The sequence below is a fragment of the Novosphingopyxis sp. YJ-S2-01 genome, assembly GCF_016093175.1.
Taxonomy (GTDB): domain Bacteria; phylum Pseudomonadota; class Alphaproteobacteria; order Sphingomonadales; family Sphingomonadaceae; genus Novosphingopyxis; species Novosphingopyxis iocasae.
Map to the genome: position 1 here is coordinate 2,829,669 of NZ_JAEDAI010000001.1, position 21,727 is coordinate 2,851,395.

Here is a 21,727-nt window from a genome sequence, read left to right on the forward strand (position 1 = left end):
ACCGAATGAGTCACAAAGGGGCGACCTCATGCGTGTACTTCTGATCGAAGACGAGCCGACCACCGCGAAAGCGATCGAGATGATGCTCGCCGCTGAAGGCTTCAACGTCTATACCACGGATCTGGGCGAAGAAGGCCTCGATCTGGGCAAGCTGTATGATTACGACATCATCTGCTTGGACCTGAACCTGCCGGACATGCACGGCTACGACGTCCTCAAAAAACTGCGCGTCGCCAAGGTGCAGACGCCGGTGCTGATCCTTTCGGGCGTCGGTGAAATGGATTCCAAGGTGCGCAGTTTTGGCTTCGGTGCCGACGATTACGTCACCAAGCCCTTCCACCGCGAAGAGTTGATCGCGCGTATTCACGCCGTTGTGCGCCGTTCCAAGGGCCATTCCCAGTCGGTCATCCGCACCGGCAAGCTTGCCGTGAACCTCGATGCCAAGACCGTAGAGGTGGACGGCAACCGCGTGCACCTCACCGGCAAGGAATATGCGATGCTGGAGCTGCTCAGCTTGCGCAAGGGCACCACGCTCACCAAGGAAATGTTCCTCAACCATCTCTATGGCGGGATGGACGAGCCGGAACTGAAGATCATCGACGTCTTCATCTGTAAGCTGCGCAAGAAGCTCAGCCTGGCCTGCGAAGGCGAAAACTATATCGAAACCGTCTGGGGCCGCGGCTATGTGCTGCGTGACATCGACGAAGACGGAACGGAACGCACCCGCGCCGCCTGAGCTGCCGCGCGAAAACCTTCATCAAGGATCGAATGAAGGCGGTGCCGCGGCGCCGCCTTTTTTCATTCCGCCGTATCGATGAACCAGCGTTCGGTGCCTTCCAGCCCGATCGCTGTCAGCTTGCCGCTTTCCCATGCACCGGTATCGATGCCGATGCGGTGGCCGCGTTCTTCCACCTCTTCGCTGATCGTGTGTCCGTGCACCACCAGCTTGTCGAGCCGCCCCTTATGCTCGAGAAACTCCTCGCGAATCCAGCGCAGATGCCGGGATTTCTGCGAATCGAGCGGCACGTCCGGCTTCACGCCCGCATGCACGAACAGATAATCACCGATCGCGATGCTATCCTCGAACGCTTCGATGAAGGCGGCATGTTCTTCCGGCACAACCTGCGGGATGCGCTGGGCCAGTTCGGCATGATCGAGTGCGTTCATTTCCTCTTCGGACAGGCCATAGCTCATCACCGTCTCACGTCCACCGATCCTGTAGAAAAAGCGCGCGACTTCCTTGGAGGGAGAGCGCACTGCCTCCAGGAACACCTCTTCATGATTGCCGGCGAGAAAGCGCACATTGCCGCGCCTTGCGCCCAGTTTCATCGCGCGTTCGACCACGCCGCGCGAATCGGGCCCGCGATCAACCAGATCGCCGAGCAGGATCAGTGTGGTCTCCGCAGTGCCTCGCGCCGTATCGTCCGCCTCGATCTTCGCCAGCAGCGCATCGAACAGGTCCGCGCGGCCGTGGATATCGCCGATCGCATAGACGCGCTCCCCCTCCGGGATGCTCGCCTTGCGGCCGCGCGGGCCGACCACGTCTTTTTTGCGTTTGAGAAGTCTCAGTACCATAAGGCCAAACAGATTGCCGAAAAACGCGCGCTTATAGCCTGCCTCGCTGAACTCAAGCTTGATCGCGTCATTCGGATGCGAAAGTCAGCCCCGCGCGTTCCTCGAGCCGCTTTGCCAGTTCCTCGCCGAAAAGCGCGCCGGGCGTCCATACCCCTCCATCGCCGTCATGCGCGCGTTCGGACAAGAGAATCGCCGTTTCCGCGATCATGCGACTGGTGGAGCCGTAACCCGGATCGCGATCCCCCTTCACGCCAAAGCGCGCGGCACGACCGTCCGGCCACTCGCCGATAAACAGGAGGTCGTAGAAGCCGGCATCGCGCTCCGCCTTGCTCGGCCCCTCGCCCGGTTTCGGCCCCTTGTCGCCGGCCAACGGATTGGCCTTAGCGAGCATTTCGGCGGCCTTCTGGCCCATTTCGCCGGGGCTCGTGACCACCATCTCGTCATATCGAAAATCTTCCCCATAGGGATGGCCGAGCAGATGGTTGGTGCGGTGGACGTTCTTGGTGTTGATCGTCGCCATGATGAACGGCGCCACCCAACTGTCCAGCGCATCATCGACATGCGGGACAAGACCCTTGGGCTGGTCCGGCCCCTCGAAACCTGGCGTCAGCGAAAAGGGATCGGTGAGATAACCGATCACCTTCGGGTCTTTCGCCGCCGCGGCCATGGTGGCCTTAAGGCTGGCCGCCGTACCGCCGGAGAAACCGCCTTCCATCGCCCTCACCCGTCCTTTCACGCGCGGCGCTGGAGTGCCGTTGGTCGCGCGGGCGTGCTTTTGCAGAAGAAGCACGCCAAGATCGAAGGGGATCGAGTCGAAGCCGCAGGAAAAGACGATCCGCGCGCCCGTGCGCGCCGCCTCGGCCTGATGCAGATCGATCTGCTGACGCATCCAGGCGGGCTCTCCGCACAGATCGCAATAATCCGTGCCCGTCTTGGCGCAGGCGGCGACCAGTTCGTTGCCGTGCAGCTGGTAAGGCCCAACAGTGGTGAGGACTACCTTGGTGCGCGCGCACATCGCTTCGAGCGAGGCGGGATCGGATGCGTCGGCGACAATCAGCGGCGTATCGCTCGGCGCGCCAATCGCGCTGCGCACCTGCTCGAGCTTGGTGAGATTGCGCCCGGCCATCGCCCATTTCAGCTCGCTGCCACCATGGGCCTGCGCGACATATTCGGCGACCAGCTGTCCCGTGAAGCCTGTTGCCCCATAGATAACGACATCGAATTCGCGATTGGTCATGCCTTCCCTCCCGGCTTGGTTGCTACGTCGAAATCGCCGCGTTTGCGCGCCACCTCACGCTCACGATGCTCTTCCAGCTCCCGCTCGCGTAGCTCGTGCTCGCGGTCCCGTTTTGAACGCATCCGATCGAGCCCGTGGCTGACATTGCCATAGGAGAACACCATGACCAGGCCGCCCGCAACGGCAAGGTTTTTGAGGAACATTGCCTGCTGAATCGGATCGCCCCAGTCATTGTGAAAAACCAGGCCGGTGAGAATGCAGAAGCCTGCCAGCAAAATGGCCGTCAGACGCGTGAACAGGCCGAGCAGCAACAAAAGCCCCAGCACCACCTCGAACGTGGCCGCGGGCACGGCAAGGCCAGCCGGCAGTCCGACAGATTGAATATACCGATCCGTGCCCGCCAGATCGAGAAACTTGCCCAATCCCGCCAGGATGAACAGCGGCGATATCAGGATGCGCGCAATCAGCGCGGCAAATTTGCTGACGAAGTGCATGGAACCCTCTCTTCCTTGGCTCGGCCGGTTTGTTACCGCCACATCCATTACGCACCCGTCATGGCTTTCGTTCCGCGCGAGACGGGCCGCTGCGCATTTGCGGCGCATCGCGGTTGTACGTTACGCCATACCGCGCATATGAAAGATCACGATCATTCGAGAGGAGCAAGGCATGCGCGAACATCTGAAACATTATATCGGCGGCCGATGGGTGGAGAGCGAGGGCGGTGAGCGGCATGAGGTGATCAACCCGGCGACTGAAGAGCCGGTCACCGCGATTACGCTGGGTACCGCAGCCGATGTCGACAAGGCCGTTGCCGCTGCGCGCGAAGCCTATGAAAGCTTTTCGCAAACCAGCGTCCAGGATCGCCTCGCTCTGCTACAGCGCATTGCCGACGAATATAAAGCGCGCATGGGCGACATGGCCAAGGCGATCAGCGAGGAGATGGGCGCGCCGATCAGCTTCGCCAGCGCCGCGCAGGCACCCGCCGGCCTCGGCCATTTCCTCGCTACCGCAAAGGCGCTGAAAGATTTCGCGTTCGAGGAACAGATCGGCAAGGCCACGGTGCTGCATGAGCCGATCGGTGTCGTCGGCCTGATCACGCCGTGGAACTGGCCGGTCAACCAGATCAACGCCAAGGTCGCGCCCTGCATCGCCGCAGGCAATACGATGGTGCTGAAGCCGTCCGAGGAGTGCCCGTCCAATGCGGTGATCCTCGCCGAGATCATGGAAGCCGCCGGTGTTCCCGCGGGCGTGTTCAATCTCGTGCAGGGCGACGGGCCGACCGTCGGCGCGGCGATCGCGGGCCATGAGAATATCGACATGGTGAGCTTCACCGGATCGACGCGCGCGGGCATCGCTGTGGCGCAGGCCGCCGCGCCGACGGTGAAGCGCGTTCACCAGGAACTGGGCGGCAAAGCGCCCAATCTGGTGCTGGAAGGCGCCAAGCTGGACGAGGTGCTTCCGCCCACGCTGCAAGGCGTGCTCGCCAATAGCGGGCAGAGCTGCATCGCGCCCACGCGCCTGCTCGTTCACGAAAGCCAGAAGGAAGAGGCCGAGCAATTCGCGAAAGCCATGTTCGCACAGACCAAGGTGGGCAGCCCGGACGAACAGGGCATGCACATCGGCCCCGTCGTGAACAAGACGCAGTATGACAAGATCCAGGAGCTGATCGAGAGCGGGATCGAGGAAGGGGCGACATTGCTGGAGGGCGGCCCCGGCCTGCCCGAAGGCGTCAACCGCGGCTATTATGTGCGCCCCACCATATTCGCCGACGTGACGCCCGATATGCGCCTTTTTCGCGAGGAAACCTTCGGCCCCGTCGCGACGATCACGAGCTATGCGAGCAGTGAGGAAGCCGTGCGGCTGGCCAATGACACCGCATATGGCCTTTCCGCCACCATCTCCGGCGATCCGGAAGCGGCCCGGCCCGTCGCGGCCAAGCTGCGCGCGGGACTGGTCACCGTGAACAGCTGGGGGCCGGACAGCGGCGCACCCTTCGGCGGCTACAAGCAATCGGGCAATGGCCGTGAATTCGGCGCGTACGGCTTGCGCGACTTCATGGAGGTCAAAACCCTCGTCGGAGCCTGAGCGAATATCGCCCGCCGCCGCCAGTCAGTGGCGGCGGGTGGTCTCTGGAAAGTTTCTATTGAAACAAAATTGCTGAAAAATAGTCGCGTGCGCACACTTGACATACACAGAGGCTCCTGCCACCCAAGCGCCGCCTGCAATGGTGCGGGCGAAGGAGCTTTTGCCATGACCAACGGACGGGACACCCTATTTCCCACACCGGGCGCGCGCTTCTTCTATTATTATCTCGGCTCGTTTAGCAGCCGGTACGTCTACTGAGGCGTATCGGACCGAAAATCACCGCCGGAGAACCGGCGCATTTGCTGACGGCGGCCATTCTATGCCGCATATCCATCCGAGAGTTATTCCATGACCCAGAATCCGAAATCCGCCTCGCGTCCGATCGATAATCTGCGTGAAGAAATCGACGCGCTCGACGATGCGCTGCTCGATCTCGTTGAAAAGCGCTTGGCGCTATCCAAGTCCATCGCCGCCGCCAAGAGCGCGGAGGACGACCGTCATCTGATGATCCGCCCCAAGCGCGAGCGGCAGCTGATCGAGCGCCTCGCCGGCAACACCCGCGCCATCCCGCGCGCCAGCGTTTCGGCGATCTGGCGGGAACTGATGAGCCTCAATCTGCAATCGCAGCGCAGCACCGAACTGGCGCTATGCGCGGATGAGCGCCGCATGCACGTCGCCGATCAGGCGCGCCGCCGCTTCGGCACGGTCGCCCCCATGGTGGAGGTGGCAGAGCCCGCCGCTGCACTGGAACGCGCCCGCACGCGTGAAACCATTGCGATCATCGAACTCAATCCGAAGGCGGACTGGTGGACGGTGCTGGCCGAGGACGACGATCTTGTCATTTTCGATGCGCTGCGGGAGGAAGGCGGCTGGGTTACGGCCATTGTGGTCGGCCGGCTGGACAGCTCGCATGTGCCCGAAGACCGCCGCTACTGCGTCGTGAGCGCGAGCGAGCTGTTGTCGCGCGTGGTGAAGGGGGAGCCGATCTGTCCGCTCGCCAGCGCAGGCGATTGGCGGTTGTGCCTTACCGATCTGGCATCGGCGCACACGCTTTCCGACGCCGCCTGAAGAGGCCGCATCATGACCAGTGAAGTCGCCTATCAAGGCGAGCCCGGCGCGTTCGGCGAGATGGCCTGTCTCGCCGCCCTTCCGGACTGGAAACCGGTTGCCCATGAAAGTTTCGAAGCGGTGGCCGACGCTGTCGCCGCCGGACGTTTCCAAAGAGGGATGATCCCGGTCGAAAACAGCAATGCCGGGCCGGTGCCCGGCAATCTGGAAATGATCGCATCCAAGAACGTCACCATCCTTTCGCGCCATGCGCTGCCGGTTGCGATGCACTGTCTTGGACTGCCGGGCGCCCGGCTGGAGGATATCCGTCTCGTGCGCAGTCATCCTATGGCGATCAAAGAGTCCCGCCGGTTTCTCTGTGATTTGGGGGCGGCAACCGAGGAATCGCGCAACACCGCGATGGCCGCGCATCGTCTTACCGAAACGGGTGATGCCACGGTGGCCGTGCTCGCCTCCTCCCGCTCGGCAGAGATCTACGGTCTCGAATTCCTGGCGCGTGATGTGCAGGACAGCGCGGACAACACCACCTTTTTCGCGATGATCGCCCCACGCTGAGCGGGCATCGCCGGCTCAATAATCCCGCGAAACCCGCGCGTTCACGCTCTGGCGGCCGATGGTCGAGATGCTCGACAGGATCGATAGCCAGCGCGTGATCTGGAACTCCACCCGCGTCGCCGAATAGCCGCGCCCATCGGTGATCAGCTCAACATAGGTGCGGCGCGTGAGATATTTGCCTGCCGCGATGCTGGTACCCTGCCCGGTTTCCGCGTCGGCGGGCAGGAAGCGGAGCCGATCGAGCCCGGCGGCGCGCCGTACAGCGTTGATCGGGTCGAGCCCGCCGCCGCTGCGCAGCCCCGCCACCGCGCTCGCCAACTGAACGGCCTCCGGCGCGCTGAGATCGGTCACGGATGATCCGAACAACAGCCGGGCGAGCAGTTCCTCTTCCGGCAAAGCGGGCGTGCTGGAAAAGCGGATTTCGGGCTTCTGTCCGGTACCGGTGACATTGATGGTCGCATCGACATCCCCCGCATCGGCGAGCGCGACGATATCGAGCGCGGGATCGGGCGGGCTTTCGCCGCGGAAGCGGATGAACCCGCGCGAGAGGCGGAATTCGCGGCCTGCAAATTCGTAATCGCCGCGGATCAGTTCCGCCTGCCCCTCTATCTGAGGGGCGTTGACAAGGCCGCCGACCTGGAAATTGCCCCGCCATTCGCTGTCGAGGCCGAGGCCTGTTACCACGATCTCATCGGGTGCGCGGGCCTCCAGCGCGAACCGCCATTCGCCGCCGCGCCGACGCTGCACCCCGTCATCCGCCGGGCGATTGATCTCGCGCACCACAAGGTCCGGCAACTGCTCGCTAGCCTCTGCATTGCCGAGCGTGAAGCGTCCCTCGTTCACCAGCACCTTGCCCGAAATTGTGCCACCCTGCCCGCTTGACTGGATGTGCAGCGGCCCGGTCACGGTCGCGGCGAAATCCTTACGGTCGATCAGCTCCGCGCTGTCCGCTGACAGGTTGAAATCGATCGCAACGCCGCGGCCACCGGAGAAATCGAACGCGCCCGATCCGGTCACTTTCCCGCGTCCAACCTTGCCACTGACCTGCTGAAACAGAAGCCGCGAGCCGTTGAACCGGCCCTGCGCAGCGATATCGGTGACGACGGTTCCGGAAGCGCCGCTTTCCAGCCGGGCACCTTGCGCGCGGACAACGCCGCGGATGACCGGATCGGTCAGACTGCCGCCGATGTCCGCGCCCAGCCCGACCGGACCGGACAGGTCGAACAGCTCAAACCCCGTCAGGCGCCAGAGCGTGCCCGCCTCACCGGAATAGCGCGCCTGCGCGAACAGGCGGCCATCATAAAGACGTCCGATCAGGTCTCCGGTCGGTGCAAGATCGGAAATGCGCGCCTGGACACGGCCGACGATCTTGCCGTCGTTCGCGATCACCGCGCGCATCGCCATCGCATCGGCCGAAAGCGCCGCGTTCAAGCCGATATCGAGCGGACGAGAGCTGACGAACAGGCCGGAGCGGCTGAGGCCCTTGATCCGAAGCTTCGCATCGCCCGTCGGCTGCAGCCCACCGCGATAATTGACCGTACCGGTTGCCCGCCCGCCAAGGCCCAAATCGGAATAGGCCAGATCCAGCAGGGCCAAAGGCATGTCCGCAAAGCGCAGCTCCAATTCGGCCGAGCCGCCGAACTTTCCCGCAGCGCGCAGCGTACCCCCGCCATAGCTGATCGCCGTGGGGCGCAGGCGCCAGCCCGCATCATCGCGCACGAAAATGGCAGGCTTGGTGAGGCGGATCGGCTGGCGGCGAAAGCTGCCCGATCCACTCACCGCGATCCGGTTCGGCGCGACGGCGGCGCGCGCATCAAAGGCGAAGCGGCTGCCGCGCGTGCCCGCCAGCTTGGCCGCGACATTGCCGCTCCCGTTCACGATCTTGGCCCGCGCATCCAGCGTACCGAGCACGAACTTGCCCTGGCTTATTCCCTGCGCGCGCAGGGTGGCATCGATATCGGAACGCCCCTCACTGAAGAAGGCGTCGATGCTGCCATCGGCGGTGCGTATGCGAATGTCACCGGCATTTCCGAAACGCGCGTTGCGCGCCGTAAAGCTGCCCTGCACGCGCTGCCCGCCGGGCTGACCCATCAGCCGCAGATTGCCGTCCACCCCGCCCCCGCTGAGCGCCAGCGTACCTGTCAGCCCGCCATTTTCCGGACGCACTCGCCCGCGCGCGAGGGTATCGGCCACCAGCAGCCGCTCGACATCGAAGGTCGCGCCGCCACCTTTGGGCAGCAGGATCGCGCCATTGCTGATGAACGGACCCAGCAGCGATCCGCCTGCCGCTTCATAGGCGAAACCGCTCTGCGTGGGATCAAGCACGAGCCGCACATCCGACAGGCCCGCCGCGTCGAACGGATTGGCGAGGTTCAGTACCAGCCGCGGCCGCTCCAGCCGCCCGACCAGCGCCATATCGAAGCGCCCCCACCGTTGATGTTCGCCCACGCCGTCGATGTCGAAAGTGCCGTCGCGATTGCGCAGCCCGCCACCTGTGAAACGGAGCAGCGGCGCAGTGACGGTGAAGTCGGGGAAGCGGAACAGCCCGTCCTCTCCGCGCACGAGCCGGGTGCGCAGCCGGGGCTGACCGCCCGCCAGATCGCGCAGAAACGCATTGTCGAACCGGGTGGTGACGGCATCGACATCGCCCGCAATGGTCAGCCTGCCAGCTGCGCCGGGTGCCAGAAGCAGGTCTGCGCCGATATCGACGAGGCCGAGGCCGTTCACCGGAAAATTGGGTGCCTTACCAATGATGCGTACGCGCCAGTCGCGCTTGTCCAGCGCCACATCCACATTCGCGCGTCCGGAAAAGCTGCGGGTCCGCACGGCAAGCTCCTCCCCGGTGATCCGCGATCCGGCGATGCGCAGGCGCCCGTCCGCCGTCAGATCGGAAAACAGCCTTTCACCCAGCGGGCCGAGGCCGGCCACCAGGCCTGCCTGCAGACGGATCGGCAAGGTGCCGACGCCGTTCACCAACCGCCCATCGCCCGCCGCGCGCATATTATACAGCTCCGCCTTGCCCAGCATCAGGCTGTCCGCGCTCGCACGGTAATCGAAGCGAAGGCGTTTCGGCGGACCGTTGAGCCGCGCCAGCACCCGCAGATTGCCGGCCTTCAGGTCCTTCGAAAGCATGCGCGGATCGAGTATGCGCAGGTCCGCCCGCATCGCATCGAAGCCGCCTTCGCGGGCATCATATCCACCATCGAGCGCCAGAAGCGCGCTGTTCGAACGCAGCGTGCCGCGCCCTGACCAGATGCCGTCCTCGACACGGCCTGCCAGATCGACCGCAAGTTGCGGAGCGGTCAGCCGTGCCAGCGCGCCGCGCAGGAACCGGTCCGCATCCAGGGTGCCCATCGCGGTATAATATCCTGCCCGCGCACCCAGCGTCAGGTCCGCCAACATGTTTCCGCCGCTGTTCGCCGTCAGCCGCCCGTTCCAGCGCTTCCAGTTCCCTTTTCCTTCCACCTGTGCGGAAAGGCCCTCCTCTACGCCGATCAGCGCCGCGATCAGCCCGCCTTGCGGTGCCAACACGTCACCGTCGAGCGCGAAACGCTCGTCATCCGGCGCAATATCGATATCGAGCTCAATGCTGTCGCCTGCACTGGCGAGACCGGTCAGCTGCGCGCGCAGGCGATTGTCGCGTATCTCCCCATTGCCGAACAGCTTGGCGGTCTGTGCGCGGCCGCCCACCGCTTTGTCGATCCGGATATCGGGCAGCGAAAAGCTCCCGATATAGATGTCGAATTGCGGCAGCAGCGGACCGCCTGTCGGCACGAGCGCGGGTTTGCGAAGCAGCTGCGCGCCGTTCGCTTCCAGCCGGTCGATCGAGAGCCGCTGGCCGAGCAGCGCGAACGGGAACCAGTCCAGCGCCACTCGCTCCGCGCGGAAGAACGTGCCTTGCGGGTCGCTCAGCGTCAGGCCGCGCACGATGGTATTTTCGTAGATCGAACCCTCGATCCGGTCGATCCCGATGCGCAGGCCGCTTCTCGGCTGCTGCTCCTCGATTTTCGCGACGATAAAACGGTGCCCCGATGGCGTGTCGAGCCAGATCATCGCGCTGGCGAGGGCGGTGAGCAAAAGAACAACCACCGCCAGAATGCCGGCCTGCCAGCGCCTGCTGCGGCGGCGCGGGCGCGCGTCTTCTTCCTCCGCGCGGACCTGATCGGTTGCGGGCTGCTGCTCGCTCAAAAGGCCTGTCCCAAAGACACCGCCACCGCGATCGGCCCGTCGCCGGGGCCGGGGTTCAGCGGCGTGCCGACATCGATGCGGATCGGCCCGAAATCGCTATAATATCGCAGGCCCAGCCCCACGCCATATTGCAGGTTGGAAAGGTCCGGGAACTGCGCGGTGGTGACGCTGCCCGCGTCGATGAATGGCACCACGCCGAAATTGCCGAAGCGGTAGCGCGCTTCCAGCGAGAATTCGGCGAGGCCGCGCCCGCCGATCGGATTGCCGCTGGGATCGCGCGGGCCGATCCGTTGAAACCCGTAGCCACGGACCGATCCGCCGCCGCCCGCATAATTGCGGCGCGAGGGCGCGATCAGGCCAAGTTCGGTTCCGCTGATAGCGCCGAACCGCGCACGCCCTGCAATGACGACATCGTCGCGTATGGGCTGATAGACGCTGGCGTCCAGCTGCATGCGCGCATAACCATCCGCGGCACCGAGAAAGGAAATCTCGGGAGACAGCGTTCCGCCGAGCCGGAAACCACGCGTCGGATCGAGCAGATTGTCGGTGCCATCGTAAAACAGCCCGGACGGGAAAGCGCCGATATAAAAGGTCTGCCGGTCCTGCGCGCCTAGCGCCAGATTATACGCCTTTTCCTGCGTGTAGAGGATTTCCGGCCCCGCGAACCACGTCCAGCGCTTCTGGAAGATCAGCGTCGTCAGCCGCTCATAATTGGCGGAAATCGAAATGGTGCGCGCGTCGAACGCGTCCAGCCGGGCGTTGCGGGCGAGCACGCGCGCGGTGAGCACCCTGTCCCGCCCGTAGAAATTATTGCGGCGATAGGTGAGCCCTGCCAACTGCTCGCGCGTGCCCAATACGCCGTTAACGCGCAGCGCCCCCTCGGGCGGGAAGAAATTGCGGTGCTCCCAGCTTGCCTCCACCCGGAAGCCTTCACCGGTGCCGTAGCCGATTTCCCCGGCGATGGTGCGCGGCGGCGCGGGATCGATATCGACGGCAAGGTCCACCTCGCCCGGCCGGTCCGATGCCACCGGCTCGATATCCACCTTGGAGACCAGCCCGGTGGCAATCAGTGCGCTGTTGAGATCCTGCACGTCCGAGCGGCGAAAGATATCGCCTTCATCGAACCGGGCGATGCGCGACAGGTGGCGCGCGCCGAACAGATCGTTGCGGCGCGGCACGATCCGCCCGAACACAAAGCGCCCGCCCGGCGTCACCGTCATATCGAGCGTGCCGCTATCCGCCGATCGGTCCACCACGATTTCCGGTTCGCCCGTCTGAAAAAAAGGATAGCCGCTTTCCTCTGCCGTGCTGGTGAGGTTGGTGCGCGCAGCGACCACCAGATCCTGATTGACCGGATCGCCGACATTCAGCGTGAAGGCGGAGCGCAACCGCTCGGTATCGCTGCCCGCCGCGTTGATGCCCGGCAGCGTAATGCGCTGGAAATGATAGAGCGAACCTGGTTCGACATCGAGCTCAACCGAAACGCTGTTTTCGCCCGCGCCGTTCAGCTGTGAATAGACGAGCGCGTCATAATAGCCATCGATGCGCAGCAGACGCTCCAGCAGTTCGGCATCATCGGTCGCCCGCCGCGCGATTTGCCCGGCGAAGGAGCGATCGCCGTCGCTGGCTTTCAGAGTGGACAGCGCATCGAAGCGCTCACGCAGCTTTCCGGTAACCGCATCGGGCAGGCCGGTGAGGTTCACATCATAAGCAAACGGGCCGTCGCCGATGACGGGCGCAGCTGGCTCTGTCGCCTCCTGCGCCGCCAGCGCGTCGGACGGCAGGGCGAGGTCCGGCCCGAAATCGGCGTCAAAATCGGGCGAGGCATCGCTAAGATTGGCGGGCACCGTCTCTTCCGCCAGCGGTTCGGCGGACGGCGGATCGTCGAAAGCACCTTCGTCGGCCAAGGGATCCTCGGCCAGCGGTGTGCCCAGATCGGGCCAGTCGACGCCGAGATCAGGGAGCGGCGCCAGCGGGGCGTCGGGATCGAGCGGTGCATCAAGAAAATCGTCGTCGGCCTGCCCGTCCTGCTGGGCGAGGGCCGCGGCGGGACAAGCGCACAACATGGCGGCCAGTGGCACGAAGACGGCGCGGCGGCGACCCAATCCCAACTCTCCCAACCCGGTCCATGGCATAGCCCAGCCGCGGCCTTAGGAAAATCGGTCTGAACCGGCAACAACGCGCTGAGATTTGCGCCATTCGGCGGTGCGAACGCCGCAAACCATTGAGCCAGCCTTGCAGCGGGATTTCGAGCCCTGACCGGGCAACTTTATCTAGAAAGCGCGTTCGAGCCGGTCGTGCAGATCGTGAACAGGCTGCTGCTCACGATAGGTACCTTTCAGGCGCGCGGCCATGCGATGGACGCGGTAATAAAGATCCTCGCTCTGACGCGCGAGATAGGCGGGGCCGGCCCGCAGCAACGCTACCAGTTCTTCGTCGCTCGCCACGGCATAGCCCAGGCTGCGCTCTTCGGTATGGAGTTCATCCAGCGTCAGCTCGCCGGCGCGATAAGCCTTCTGGTTCAACAGCCAGGCAATGACCTGCATCAGCCGGGTCGTCACCTTCAGGGATTCGCAGGAAAGCGCCAGCGTCTCACGCGGCGACAATGTGATGTCCGTCTCTTCGAACGCCGAGCGTGCCTCATCCGCCAAAACCAGCGCTTCGCAATACAGCGAATCGATGAGCTTGGTAGTGAGACACGCGTCGGGTCGGGAAGTTTGGAACATGCCGATCATATGGCAGAGCGATTCGTCGTCGAACAGCTTATTAACGATAATTCAGATGGTTAACGCAATATTGTGCCGTTTCGGCACGGGAGATTATCAGGCGTGAAAGCTGGGGAACCGGTCAGGCAATAATGTCCGGCGTAATCTCATCCTCGATCCGCCCGATGCGGTCTTTCAGCGCGAGTTTCCGCCGTTTCAGCCGGGCGATCTGCAACTGGTCCGGCACCTGCTGTGCCGTGAGTGCGGCAATCGCATCGTCGAGATCGCGATGCTCGATGCGCAGCCCATGCAGGACCTGACGGTAACCTTCATCATTCATTGCCTGCCCCTTCACCTGCGCCCGCTATCCCGTTCATCGCTAGCAACAGCACGCACAGGCCGCCAGTCCTTGGCGAAGTGTCATCAGATCGTCGCATTTCGCACCCCGACCGGCGAGATCATAGGACTTTGGAAGGTTTTTATGCTTCACTTCGAATCACCGGCAGGATCCTCCCGCCGGCAAATATGAAGGAGAACGCCATGCACAACGGCCATCTGTCCGCACTCGAAAACAAGCATGCCAAGCTTGAGTCGCAGATCGCTAATGAGGCTAACCGTCCCTCTCCCGATCCAGTGAGGATTCACGCCCTTAAAAAGCAGAAGCTCGCCCTCAAGGACGAGATTAGCGTAGCGAGAGCCCACTGATCGACTTGTAATCAAACCGCATAGCGCGGGGGCGGCGGCACCTGGCCACCGCTCTCGCGCGCATCCGGCAGTGTCTTCCCCGGGAAAGCCGCATCGTTGACACCGGCTGAAAAGTGCGACGACCCCATATCCAAACTCGCGCGATACCCCGCAAGCTGATAGGCCGATGGCATGACGCAGACCGCCGCCATCTCCGCCAGACAGATTTTGACCGGCCTCCACGAAGTGATGGCCAGCCGCACCCATGCGCAGGGCAAGCTGAACCATGTCGTCGATATCATCGGCGAGGCGCTGGATAGCGAAGTCTGCTCGATCTATCTGCTGCGCGAAGGTGCGCTGGAGCTTTATGCGACGCGCGGCCTCAACCCCGAAGCGGTTCACGTCACCCGTCTCGCCCGCGGAGAAGGCTTGGTCGGCACGATCGCCGAGAATAACGACACGCTGAACCTGGCCGAGGCGGCGACGCATCCGAACTTCCTCTACATGCCCGAAACCGGCGAGGAGAAGTTCCACAGCTTCGCGGGTGTGCCGATCGTCCGGTCCGAGCGTGCAGTGGGCGTGGTCTGCGTCCAGCATCGCGATCCGCGAAAATATGAAGAGGTGGAGATCGAGGCGCTGCAGACGGTCGCGATGGTGCTGGCAGAGCTGATCACCAATGCCGAACTGATCGATGATCAACGCACGCAGATGGTGGCGGACACCGGCGCTACACGCCTGTCCGGCCTGCCGCTCGTCAAGGGCATGGCGGCGGGCGCGGCGATCTTCCATCAGCCGCGCATCGAGATCGAGCATGTCGTGGCCGAGGATATCGAGGCCGAGCGCGCGCGCGTATACTCAGCGTTCGACAAGATGCGCGACCAGATCGATCGCATGGCGAGCCAGGCCGATTTCGGCGTGGGCGGCGAGCATGAAGAGGTCCTCGAGACCTACAAGATGTTCGCCTATGACGAGGGCTGGAGCCGCCGCATCAACGAGGCGATCGACAGCGGCCTGACCGCCGAAGCGGCGATCGAGCGCGTCCAGCAGCGCACCCGCATGCGCATGCGCCAGATCGACGATCCCCTGCTTGCTGAGCGAATGCACGATCTGGAGGATCTCTCCAACCGCCTGCTGCGCATCGTCTCCGGTCAGATGGGCACCGCCGCGCAATTCGGGCTGCGCAAGGATTCGATCCTCATCGCGCGCAATCTGGGTCCGGCGGAACTGCTGGAATATGACCGGCGCCGGTTGAAGGGTGTGATCCTGGAAGAAGGCTCGCTCACCGCGCATGTCACCATCGTGGCGCGCGCGATGGGCATCCCGATGATCGGGCGGGCGCGTGGCATCCGCAGCCATCTGCGCGAGGGCGATGAACTGCTGCTCGATGCTGACAGCAACAGCATCTTTATCCGCCCCGACACGGAGATCGTCGAAAGTTACGAGACCAAGCTGGCGCAGCGGCAAGAACGGCGCGCGCGCTACGCTGCCTTGCGTGATGCTGAGCCGGTGACGATGGACGGCACGCACATATCGGTGATGGTGAACGCCGGCCTTCGCGACGATGTCGGCGCGGTGGCGATGACGGGCGCGGACGGCGTGGGTCTGTTTCGCACCGAGTTCCAGTTCCTGGTCAGTTCCACTTTGCCGCAGCGCGAGCGCCAGATGCGCTTCTATCGCGACGTGCTAGATGCCGCGGGCGAGAAGCCAGTGATCTTCCGCACGCTCGATATCGGCGGAGACAAGGCGCTGCCTTATATCAAGGACGCCGGGATGGACGAGGAAAACCCGGCCATGGGCTGGCGCGCGCTGCGCGTCGCGCTCGACCGCAGCGGCCTGATGAAAGCGCAGGCACGCGCGCTGATCGAAGCGGCGTCTGGCCGCACTTTGCACGTGATGTTCCCACTGATCGCCGAGCCTTGGGAATTTCTGGAAGCGCGCGATTTGTTTTACGAGCAGGTGGAGTTCTTGCGAACGCGCAAGAAGCAGTTGCCAGTCCATATCCGCTACGGCGCGATGCTGGAGGTGCCGGCCCTTGCCGATGCACTCGACCAACTGACCGGCGAACTGGATTTCCTCTCGGTCGGCACCAATGACCTGACCCAGTTCCTGTTCGCGGCCGATCGTTCGCACCCGCGGCTGGCCGAGCGTTACGACTGGCTGAGCCCCGCGATCCTTCGCTTCCTGCGCCGCGTCGCCCGCAATCTCGAAGATACGCCGGTGCAGCTTGGCGTTTGCGGTGAGATGGGTGGTCGCCCGCTCGAGGCCATGGCACTCCTGGGCCTGGGCTATCGCCGCCTGTCGATCACGCCGGCCGCGGTGGGGCCGATCAAGGCGATGGTCCGCTCGCTCGATCTCGGCGCGGTCAGCACGCTGATGGAGGAGCTTCTTGCGCGTCCGCCCGCAGACTTGCGCGCGACACTCACCGCCTGGGCAAACGAGAAGGCTGTGGATATCGGCTGACCGGTGCGCCGCGGGGGTGAACGGCATTGACAATGCCCCCTCGCCCGCCGCATTTGCTTGGCCCAGGGGCAAGTCTTTCCAGCAGAACGGTAGGGAAGCCGAGGGATAGTGGACGACGAGCGAGAACAGCCCGCCGCAGAGGCCGACACCTATGGTTCGGTGGGAGAAATGTTGCGGCTTGAGCGGGAGAAACAGTCTCTCACGCTGACCGATATTGCGGACAAGACGCGCATCCCGATGCGGCACCTGAAGGCGCTTGAGGCATCGGATCACGACGCCCTGCCCGCCAGCACCTATGAGATTGGATTTGCCAAGGCCTATGGCCGCGCGCTCGGCCTGGACGAAGAGCATATCGCGAACGAGCTGCGCGATGAGATCGGCCACCGCCCGAGCTATGATCGCACGCGCGATCGCGACAATTTTCAGCCCGCCGACCCCGCACGTACCCCGCCGCGCCTGATGGTGTGGACCGCGGCGCTGATCGGCATCCTGCTGGTGGCCGGATATGGCATCTGGCGCGGCTTTTTCTGGACCAGCGATCCTGCCGATCCGTATCTGGGTACGGCCAATCAGCAGCAGGTCGCTTCCGCAACGCCCGTCGCCAAAGCGCCGATTGCGCCCGCCGGGCCAAGCGCGTCCGATCCGGTGGTGCTGACTGCCACAAAGGAAGTCTGGGTGCGCATTTACAATGGTGCCGACGACACGCTGCTCATGAAGACGATGGCGCCAGGCGAGAAATTCGAAGTGCCCGCGCAGGCCGAAAATCCCATGATCAACATCGGCCGTCCCGAGGCACTGACGGTGACCGTGGGTGGCCGCGAGGTTGCCCCGCTCGGCCCGCCGGAACGCGCGATCAAGGATATCGGCATCAGCGCCCGCGCGCTGCTGGCGCGCGACACGGGCGGCGCCGCCACCAACGCCGCGAGCGCTCCAGGCACCACCTGATCGCGGCCCATTCAGCGCCGCGTCAGCAGCCGACAGGTTAAAGCGGTTTCCCGCAGCCGTCCGACATGGCACAGGCAAAAGCGGTGACAGCGACATACCGGCGCTTGGGATTTTGGAAGGAGCGCCGGAACGGGAGGAAAAACATGCGCCTGAAATCGATGATCCTGGCGAGCGTACTCGTGCCGTCCGCCCTCGCACCGCTGGCGCTGATGCCGACGGCGGCCAGCGCGCAGGACACGAGTGTAAATGGTCGCATCGACCGGCTGGAACAGGAAGTTCGCGCCCTGCAGCGCAAGGTCTTCCCCGGCGGATCCGACCGCTATTTCGAACCGGAAATCCAGGCGCAGCAGCAGCCTTCTCGCGTGCCCGGCACCAGCACCGATGCCAGCGCCGTGACCAACCTCATGACGCGCGTCGATGCCTTGGAAGCGCAGCTGGCGAGCCTTACCGGACAGGTCGAGGAGCGCGGCTATCAGATGCGCCAGATGGAAACGAAGCTGAGCGCGCTGCAGGACCGGATCGCGCGTCTGGAAAGCGCCCCGCCCGCTGCCGCTCCCGCGGTGGAAGAAGAGGCGAACCCGGCCCCCGCTCCCTCGGCGGCTTCCAAACCCGCCGCTGCAACCAAGCCGTCCGCCGTCACCAACACTGGCCGCGCGCAGGCCGTGGCCGCCATAGAGAAGCCTTCGACCGGCGATGGCGCGGAAGACAGCTACATCTATGGCTATCGCCTCTGGGAAGCAGGTTTCTATCCCGAAGCGCAAGCACAGCTTGCCAAGACGGTGAAGGACTATCCGAAATATTCGAAGATGAGCTATGCCCGCAATCTTTTGGGCCGGGCGTGGCTGGACGACAAGAAGCCGGCCACCTCCGCACAATATTTTCTGGAAAATTACCAGAAGGACCCGCGCGGGGACCGGGCACCCGACAGCCTGTATTTCCTGGGCGTCGCGCTGACCGACCTGAATAAGAAGAGCGAGGCCTGCCAGGCCTATGCCGAACTGGCGGACGTCTATCCGGATATCGCCAGCGGCCGTCTGGCCAGCCGCGTCACGTCTGGCAAGGCGAAGGCCAATTGCAAATGATCTGACCGAGCGCTTCGCCTCCGGCCTGTTGCGGGCCGTGGGCGAAATGCCGGGCCGGCTGGGCCTTGCTGTTTCAGGCGGGCCGGACAGTCTCGCATTGTTGCTGCTGGCGCAAAACGCCCTGCCGGGACGGATCGCCGCGGCCACGGTCGATCATGGTCTGCGCCCGGAAGCGGCGGATGAGGCCGCCTTCGTCGGCGCGCTCTGCAGCCAGCGCGGCATCCCGCACACAACGCTGCGCCCCCCGCAGCCGATTGCCGGCAACATTCAGTCCGCCGCCCGCGCCGCGCGCTATAGGCTGCTCGTTCAATGGGCCGAGGAGCAGGCCCTCCCTTTCATCGCGACGGCGCATCATGCGGATGATCAGCTGGAAACATTGCTGATGCGGCTTGCGCGCGGCAGCGGCGTGGCCGGCCTCTCCGGCATCCGTCGGCGCAACGGCAAGATCGTGCGGCCGCTTCTGGAGTTCACCAAGGATCGGCTGCTCGCCATCTGCGCGGAGGCGGGCCTTACGCCTGTCGACGATCCCAGCAACCGCGATCCAGCCTTTGATAGAGTGCGTATGCGCGCCCTGCTGAACCAAAGCTCGAACGCCTTTTCACCCGGCGCAACACAGCGCACCGCCGATGCGCTTTTCGACGCGCAGGAAGCCTTGTGCTGGGTCACCGATCGCGCGGCGTCCGAGGCAATCACCGCGCAGGGCGAGGGCTGGCTTCTCCGTGCCGCGCCTTATCCGCGCGAAATTCAGCGCCGCCTCCTCTACCTCACCCTTGCTAGGATGGGCGAATCGCCGCGCGGAGACGTGCTGAGCCGCGCGCTCGATTCGTTGCGGGCGGGCCAGAAAAGCAGCGTCGGCGCGGCTCTATGCGATCCGCGCGATGATGGCTGGCTTATCTGCCCCGCCCCGCCTCGCCGCACCGGCTGATGCGCCGCGCTGTCCAGAGCCCCGCGCCGATGCTATACTGCTTTAATGGCCGCAGACCTTTGCCGCCCCGCCATGCCTATCGATAGGTTTCTCGCAAGCGGCGGGAGGTCTCGGGCAAACGGCCCGGTCAAATCGTGATTACCGCCGGCCGCATTATATTGCCATTCACCATCGCCGCCTTACATTGCACGGGTTGGATTGGAGCAAAGCATGAACGACGATCAGGAGCCGAAAGGCAATCCCTGGATGAAAAGCATGATGATCTGGGCGGGCGCGATCCTCGCGGTCCTGCTCGTATTCTCGGTGTTCGACGGCAACCAGGCCGCCGATGCGCAGGGCGTCAGCTATACTACGTTCCGTGAAAAGGTGGCCTCTGGCTCTGTGAAGAGTGTGCAGATCGGCCCGGATCGCATCATCGGCACCTACACCGATGGCGACAAGTTCCAGACGATTCCCGTGCCGAACGACAGCAGCCTGAACCAGCTGCTGGAAGCCAATGGTGTCGAGGCAAGCGGCATGGCGCAGGAGCAGCCGAGCATCTGGCAGTATATGCTGGTGCAGGCCCTGCCCTTCCTCCTGATCATCGGCATCGCCTTCTTCGTGCTGCGACAGATGCAGAAGGGCGGCGGTGCCAGCGGCGCCATGGGCTTCGGCAAGTCCAAGGCCAAGCTGCTGACGGAGAAGCATGGCAAGGTGACGTTCGATGACGTTGCCGGCATCGATGAGGCGCGCGAGGAATTGCAGGAGATCGTCGAGTTTCTGCGCGATCCCACCAAATTTTCCAAGCTCGGCGGCAAGATTCCCAAGGGCGCGCTGCTGGTCGGTTCGCCCGGCACCGGCAAGACGCTACTCGCCCGCGCGATTGCAGGCGAAGCGGGCGTGCCGTTCTTCACCATCTCCGGCTCTGACTTCGTCGAGATGTTCGTCGGTGTCGGCGCCAGCCGTGTGCGCGACATGTTCGAGCAGGCGAAGAAGAACGCACCGTGCATCCTGTTCATCGACGAAATCGACGCCGTCGGCCGCCATCGCGGCGCCGGCCTCGGCAATGGTAATGACGAGCGCGAGCAGACGCTGAACCAGCTGCTCGTCGAAATGGACGGTTTCGAGGCGAACGAAGGTATCATCATCATCGCGGCGACCAATCGTCCCGATGTGCTTGACCCCGCGCTGCTGCGTCCGGGCCGCTTCGACCGTCAGGTGGTGGTGCCGCGTCCGGACATCGAGGGCCGCGAGAAGATTCTTGCGGTACACATGAAGAAGGTGCCGCTGGCCCCCGACGTGGACGCGCGTACCATCGCGCGCGGTACGCCCGGCTTCTCCGGTGCAGATCTTGCCAACCTTGTGAACGAGGCGGCGCTGATGGCCGCACGCCGCTCCAAGCGCCTTGTTGCCATGCAGGAGTTCGAGGATGCCAAGGACAAGGTCATGATGGGATCGGAGCGCCGCTCCATGGTCATGACCGATGACGAGAAGAAGATGACCGCCTATCATGAGGCCGGCCATGCCATCGTCGCGATCCATGAGCCCGCGTCTGACCCGATCCACAAGGCGACGATCATTCCCCGTGGCCGCGCGCTCGGTATGGTCATGCGCCTGCCGGAGCGGGACAGCTACAGCTATCACCGTGACAAGATGCACGCGAACCTGGCCGTTTCCATGGGCGGACGCGTGGCCGAGGAAATCATCTTCGGCTACAACAAGGTGAGTTCCGGTGCTTCGAGCGACATTCAATATGCCACCAAGCTCGCCCGCGACATGGTGACGCAGTGGGGTATGTCGGATGAGATGGGCCCGCTGCAATATGAAGAGCCGCAGGGTGAAACCTTCTTGGGCTATTCGCAGTCGCAGCGCAGCCACATGTCGGACGAGACTGCGAAGAAGATCGATAAGGAAATTCGTCGGATCGTCGAAGAAGGCTATGAGCGGGCGAAGTCGCTTCTCAACGAGCATAGCGATCAACTGCATCAGCTGGCCAATGCGATGCTGGAATATGAGACGCTCTCGGGCGACGAAATCCGCGAGTTGCTGGAAACCGGCAAATTCGAGCGCGAGGACGGAGAAGTCGTAAAACCGTCGGAAACCCCGCAACTGGGTACGCTCATCCCGTCTGCCGGGCGCGGCAAACCGAAGAACCCATTCGGAGATGCCAGGCCGCAAGGGGCCTGATCGCCACAGCTGAAGAAAATAAAGAAAAGGGGCCTGCAGGCCCCTTTTTTTT

17 protein-coding genes are annotated in these 21,727 nt (G+C 63.9%); 10 read left to right on the forward strand and 7 right to left on the reverse strand.

The window, feature by feature from the left end; translation table 11 throughout:
- Positions 1-28 precede the first annotated feature (28 nt).
- Positions 29-736 carry a response regulator transcription factor CtrA gene (ctrA, locus tag I6A82_RS13875; protein ID WP_187334365.1) on the forward strand — a complete coding sequence of 236 codons (708 nt, stop codon included), beginning with the start codon at positions 29-31 and terminating at the stop codon, positions 734-736.
- Between the two features lie 62 nt (positions 737-798).
- Here ctrA and I6A82_RS13880 read toward each other — a convergent pair whose 3' ends face one another.
- The 3 genes from I6A82_RS13880 to I6A82_RS13890 all read right to left on the reverse strand — a co-directional run bounded on the left by I6A82_RS13880 (position 799) and on the right by I6A82_RS13890 (position 3,354).
- Positions 799-1,575 (reverse strand): metallophosphoesterase family protein, encoded by a 777-nt coding sequence (locus I6A82_RS13880; protein ID WP_198095343.1) that lies wholly within the window; start codon positions 1,573-1,575, stop codon positions 799-801.
- Positions 1,576-1,642: 67 nt separating this feature from the next.
- Complete coding sequence (locus I6A82_RS13885) at positions 1,643-2,812, reverse strand: saccharopine dehydrogenase family protein (RefSeq protein ID WP_198095344.1); 1,170 nt, start codon at positions 2,810-2,812, stop codon at positions 1,643-1,645.
- A complete protein-coding gene (locus I6A82_RS13890) occupies positions 2,809-3,354 on the reverse strand; it encodes a DoxX family protein (protein WP_232343458.1) in 546 nt (181 codons plus the stop codon). Before I6A82_RS13890 ends, I6A82_RS13885 begins: the two co-directional genes overlap by 4 nt.
- 124 nt (positions 3,355-3,478) lie before the next feature.
- Here I6A82_RS13890 and I6A82_RS13895 point away from each other — a divergent pair, with 124 nt between their 5' ends.
- The 3 genes from I6A82_RS13895 (at position 3,479) to I6A82_RS13905 (ending at position 6,520) form a co-directional block, all read left to right on the forward strand.
- Positions 3,479-4,897: an aldehyde dehydrogenase family protein gene (locus tag I6A82_RS13895; RefSeq protein ID WP_198095345.1), complete on the forward strand. Its 1,419-nt coding sequence runs from the start codon at positions 3,479-3,481 to the stop codon at positions 4,895-4,897.
- A 348-nt stretch (positions 4,898-5,245) separates the two neighbouring features.
- A complete protein-coding gene (locus I6A82_RS13900) occupies positions 5,246-5,965 on the forward strand; it encodes a chorismate mutase (protein ID WP_198095346.1) in 720 nt (239 codons plus the stop codon).
- 12 nt (positions 5,966-5,977) lie between these two features.
- Positions 5,978-6,520, forward strand: a complete 543-nt coding sequence (locus tag I6A82_RS13905; RefSeq protein ID WP_198095347.1) for a prephenate dehydratase domain-containing protein — start codon at positions 5,978-5,980, stop codon at positions 6,518-6,520.
- A 15-nt stretch (positions 6,521-6,535) separates the two neighbouring features.
- On the opposite strand, the gene I6A82_RS13910 is transcribed toward I6A82_RS13905, so the two are convergent.
- From I6A82_RS13910 to I6A82_RS13925, 4 genes are all read right to left on the reverse strand, one after another.
- Positions 6,536-10,708, reverse strand: a complete 4,173-nt coding sequence (locus I6A82_RS13910) for a translocation/assembly module TamB domain-containing protein (protein ID WP_198095348.1) — start codon at positions 10,706-10,708, stop codon at positions 6,536-6,538.
- On the reverse strand, positions 10,705-12,813 hold the full coding sequence (locus I6A82_RS13915) for an autotransporter assembly complex protein TamA (RefSeq protein ID WP_232343459.1): 2,109 nt from the start codon (positions 12,811-12,813) through the stop codon (positions 10,705-10,707). The genes I6A82_RS13910 and I6A82_RS13915 overlap by 4 nt, the downstream gene beginning before the upstream one ends.
- Positions 12,814-12,981: 168 nt before the next feature.
- Positions 12,982-13,434, reverse strand: a complete 453-nt coding sequence (locus tag I6A82_RS13920) for a DUF1465 family protein (RefSeq protein WP_198095349.1) — start codon at positions 13,432-13,434, stop codon at positions 12,982-12,984.
- A 121-nt stretch (positions 13,435-13,555) separates the two neighbouring features.
- Entirely contained in the window at positions 13,556-13,753 is a 198-nt protein-coding gene (locus tag I6A82_RS13925) for a YdcH family protein (RefSeq protein ID WP_198095350.1), read from the reverse strand.
- Positions 13,754-13,953: 200 nt separating this feature from the next.
- Here I6A82_RS13925 and I6A82_RS13930 point away from each other — a divergent pair, with 200 nt between their 5' ends.
- The 6 genes from I6A82_RS13930 to ftsH all read left to right on the forward strand — a co-directional run bounded on the left by I6A82_RS13930 (position 13,954) and on the right by ftsH (position 21,675).
- The gene (locus I6A82_RS13930; protein WP_187334375.1) at positions 13,954-14,118 is read left to right on the forward strand and encodes a YdcH family protein; all 165 of its coding nucleotides are present in this window, start codon (positions 13,954-13,956) and stop codon (positions 14,116-14,118) included.
- Positions 14,119-14,289: 171 nt separating this feature from the next.
- Positions 14,290-16,557, forward strand: a complete 2,268-nt coding sequence (ptsP, locus tag I6A82_RS13935) for a phosphoenolpyruvate--protein phosphotransferase (RefSeq protein WP_198095351.1) — start codon at positions 14,290-14,292, stop codon at positions 16,555-16,557.
- A 108-nt stretch (positions 16,558-16,665) separates the two neighbouring features.
- Positions 16,666-17,502, forward strand: a complete 837-nt coding sequence (locus tag I6A82_RS13940) for a helix-turn-helix domain-containing protein (protein WP_198095352.1) — start codon at positions 16,666-16,668, stop codon at positions 17,500-17,502.
- Positions 17,503-17,645: 143 nt separating this feature from the next.
- Positions 17,646-18,584 (forward strand): hypothetical protein, encoded by a 939-nt coding sequence (locus I6A82_RS13945; RefSeq protein ID WP_198095353.1) that lies wholly within the window; start codon positions 17,646-17,648, stop codon positions 18,582-18,584.
- A gap of 46 nt (positions 18,585-18,630) precedes the next feature.
- On the forward strand, positions 18,631-19,509 hold the full coding sequence (gene tilS, locus I6A82_RS13950; protein WP_198095354.1) for a tRNA lysidine(34) synthetase TilS: 879 nt from the start codon (positions 18,631-18,633) through the stop codon (positions 19,507-19,509).
- A 210-nt stretch (positions 19,510-19,719) separates the two neighbouring features.
- On the forward strand, positions 19,720-21,675 hold the full coding sequence (gene ftsH / locus I6A82_RS13955) for an ATP-dependent zinc metalloprotease FtsH (protein WP_198095355.1): 1,956 nt from the start codon (positions 19,720-19,722) through the stop codon (positions 21,673-21,675).
- Positions 21,676-21,727 lie beyond the last annotated feature (52 nt).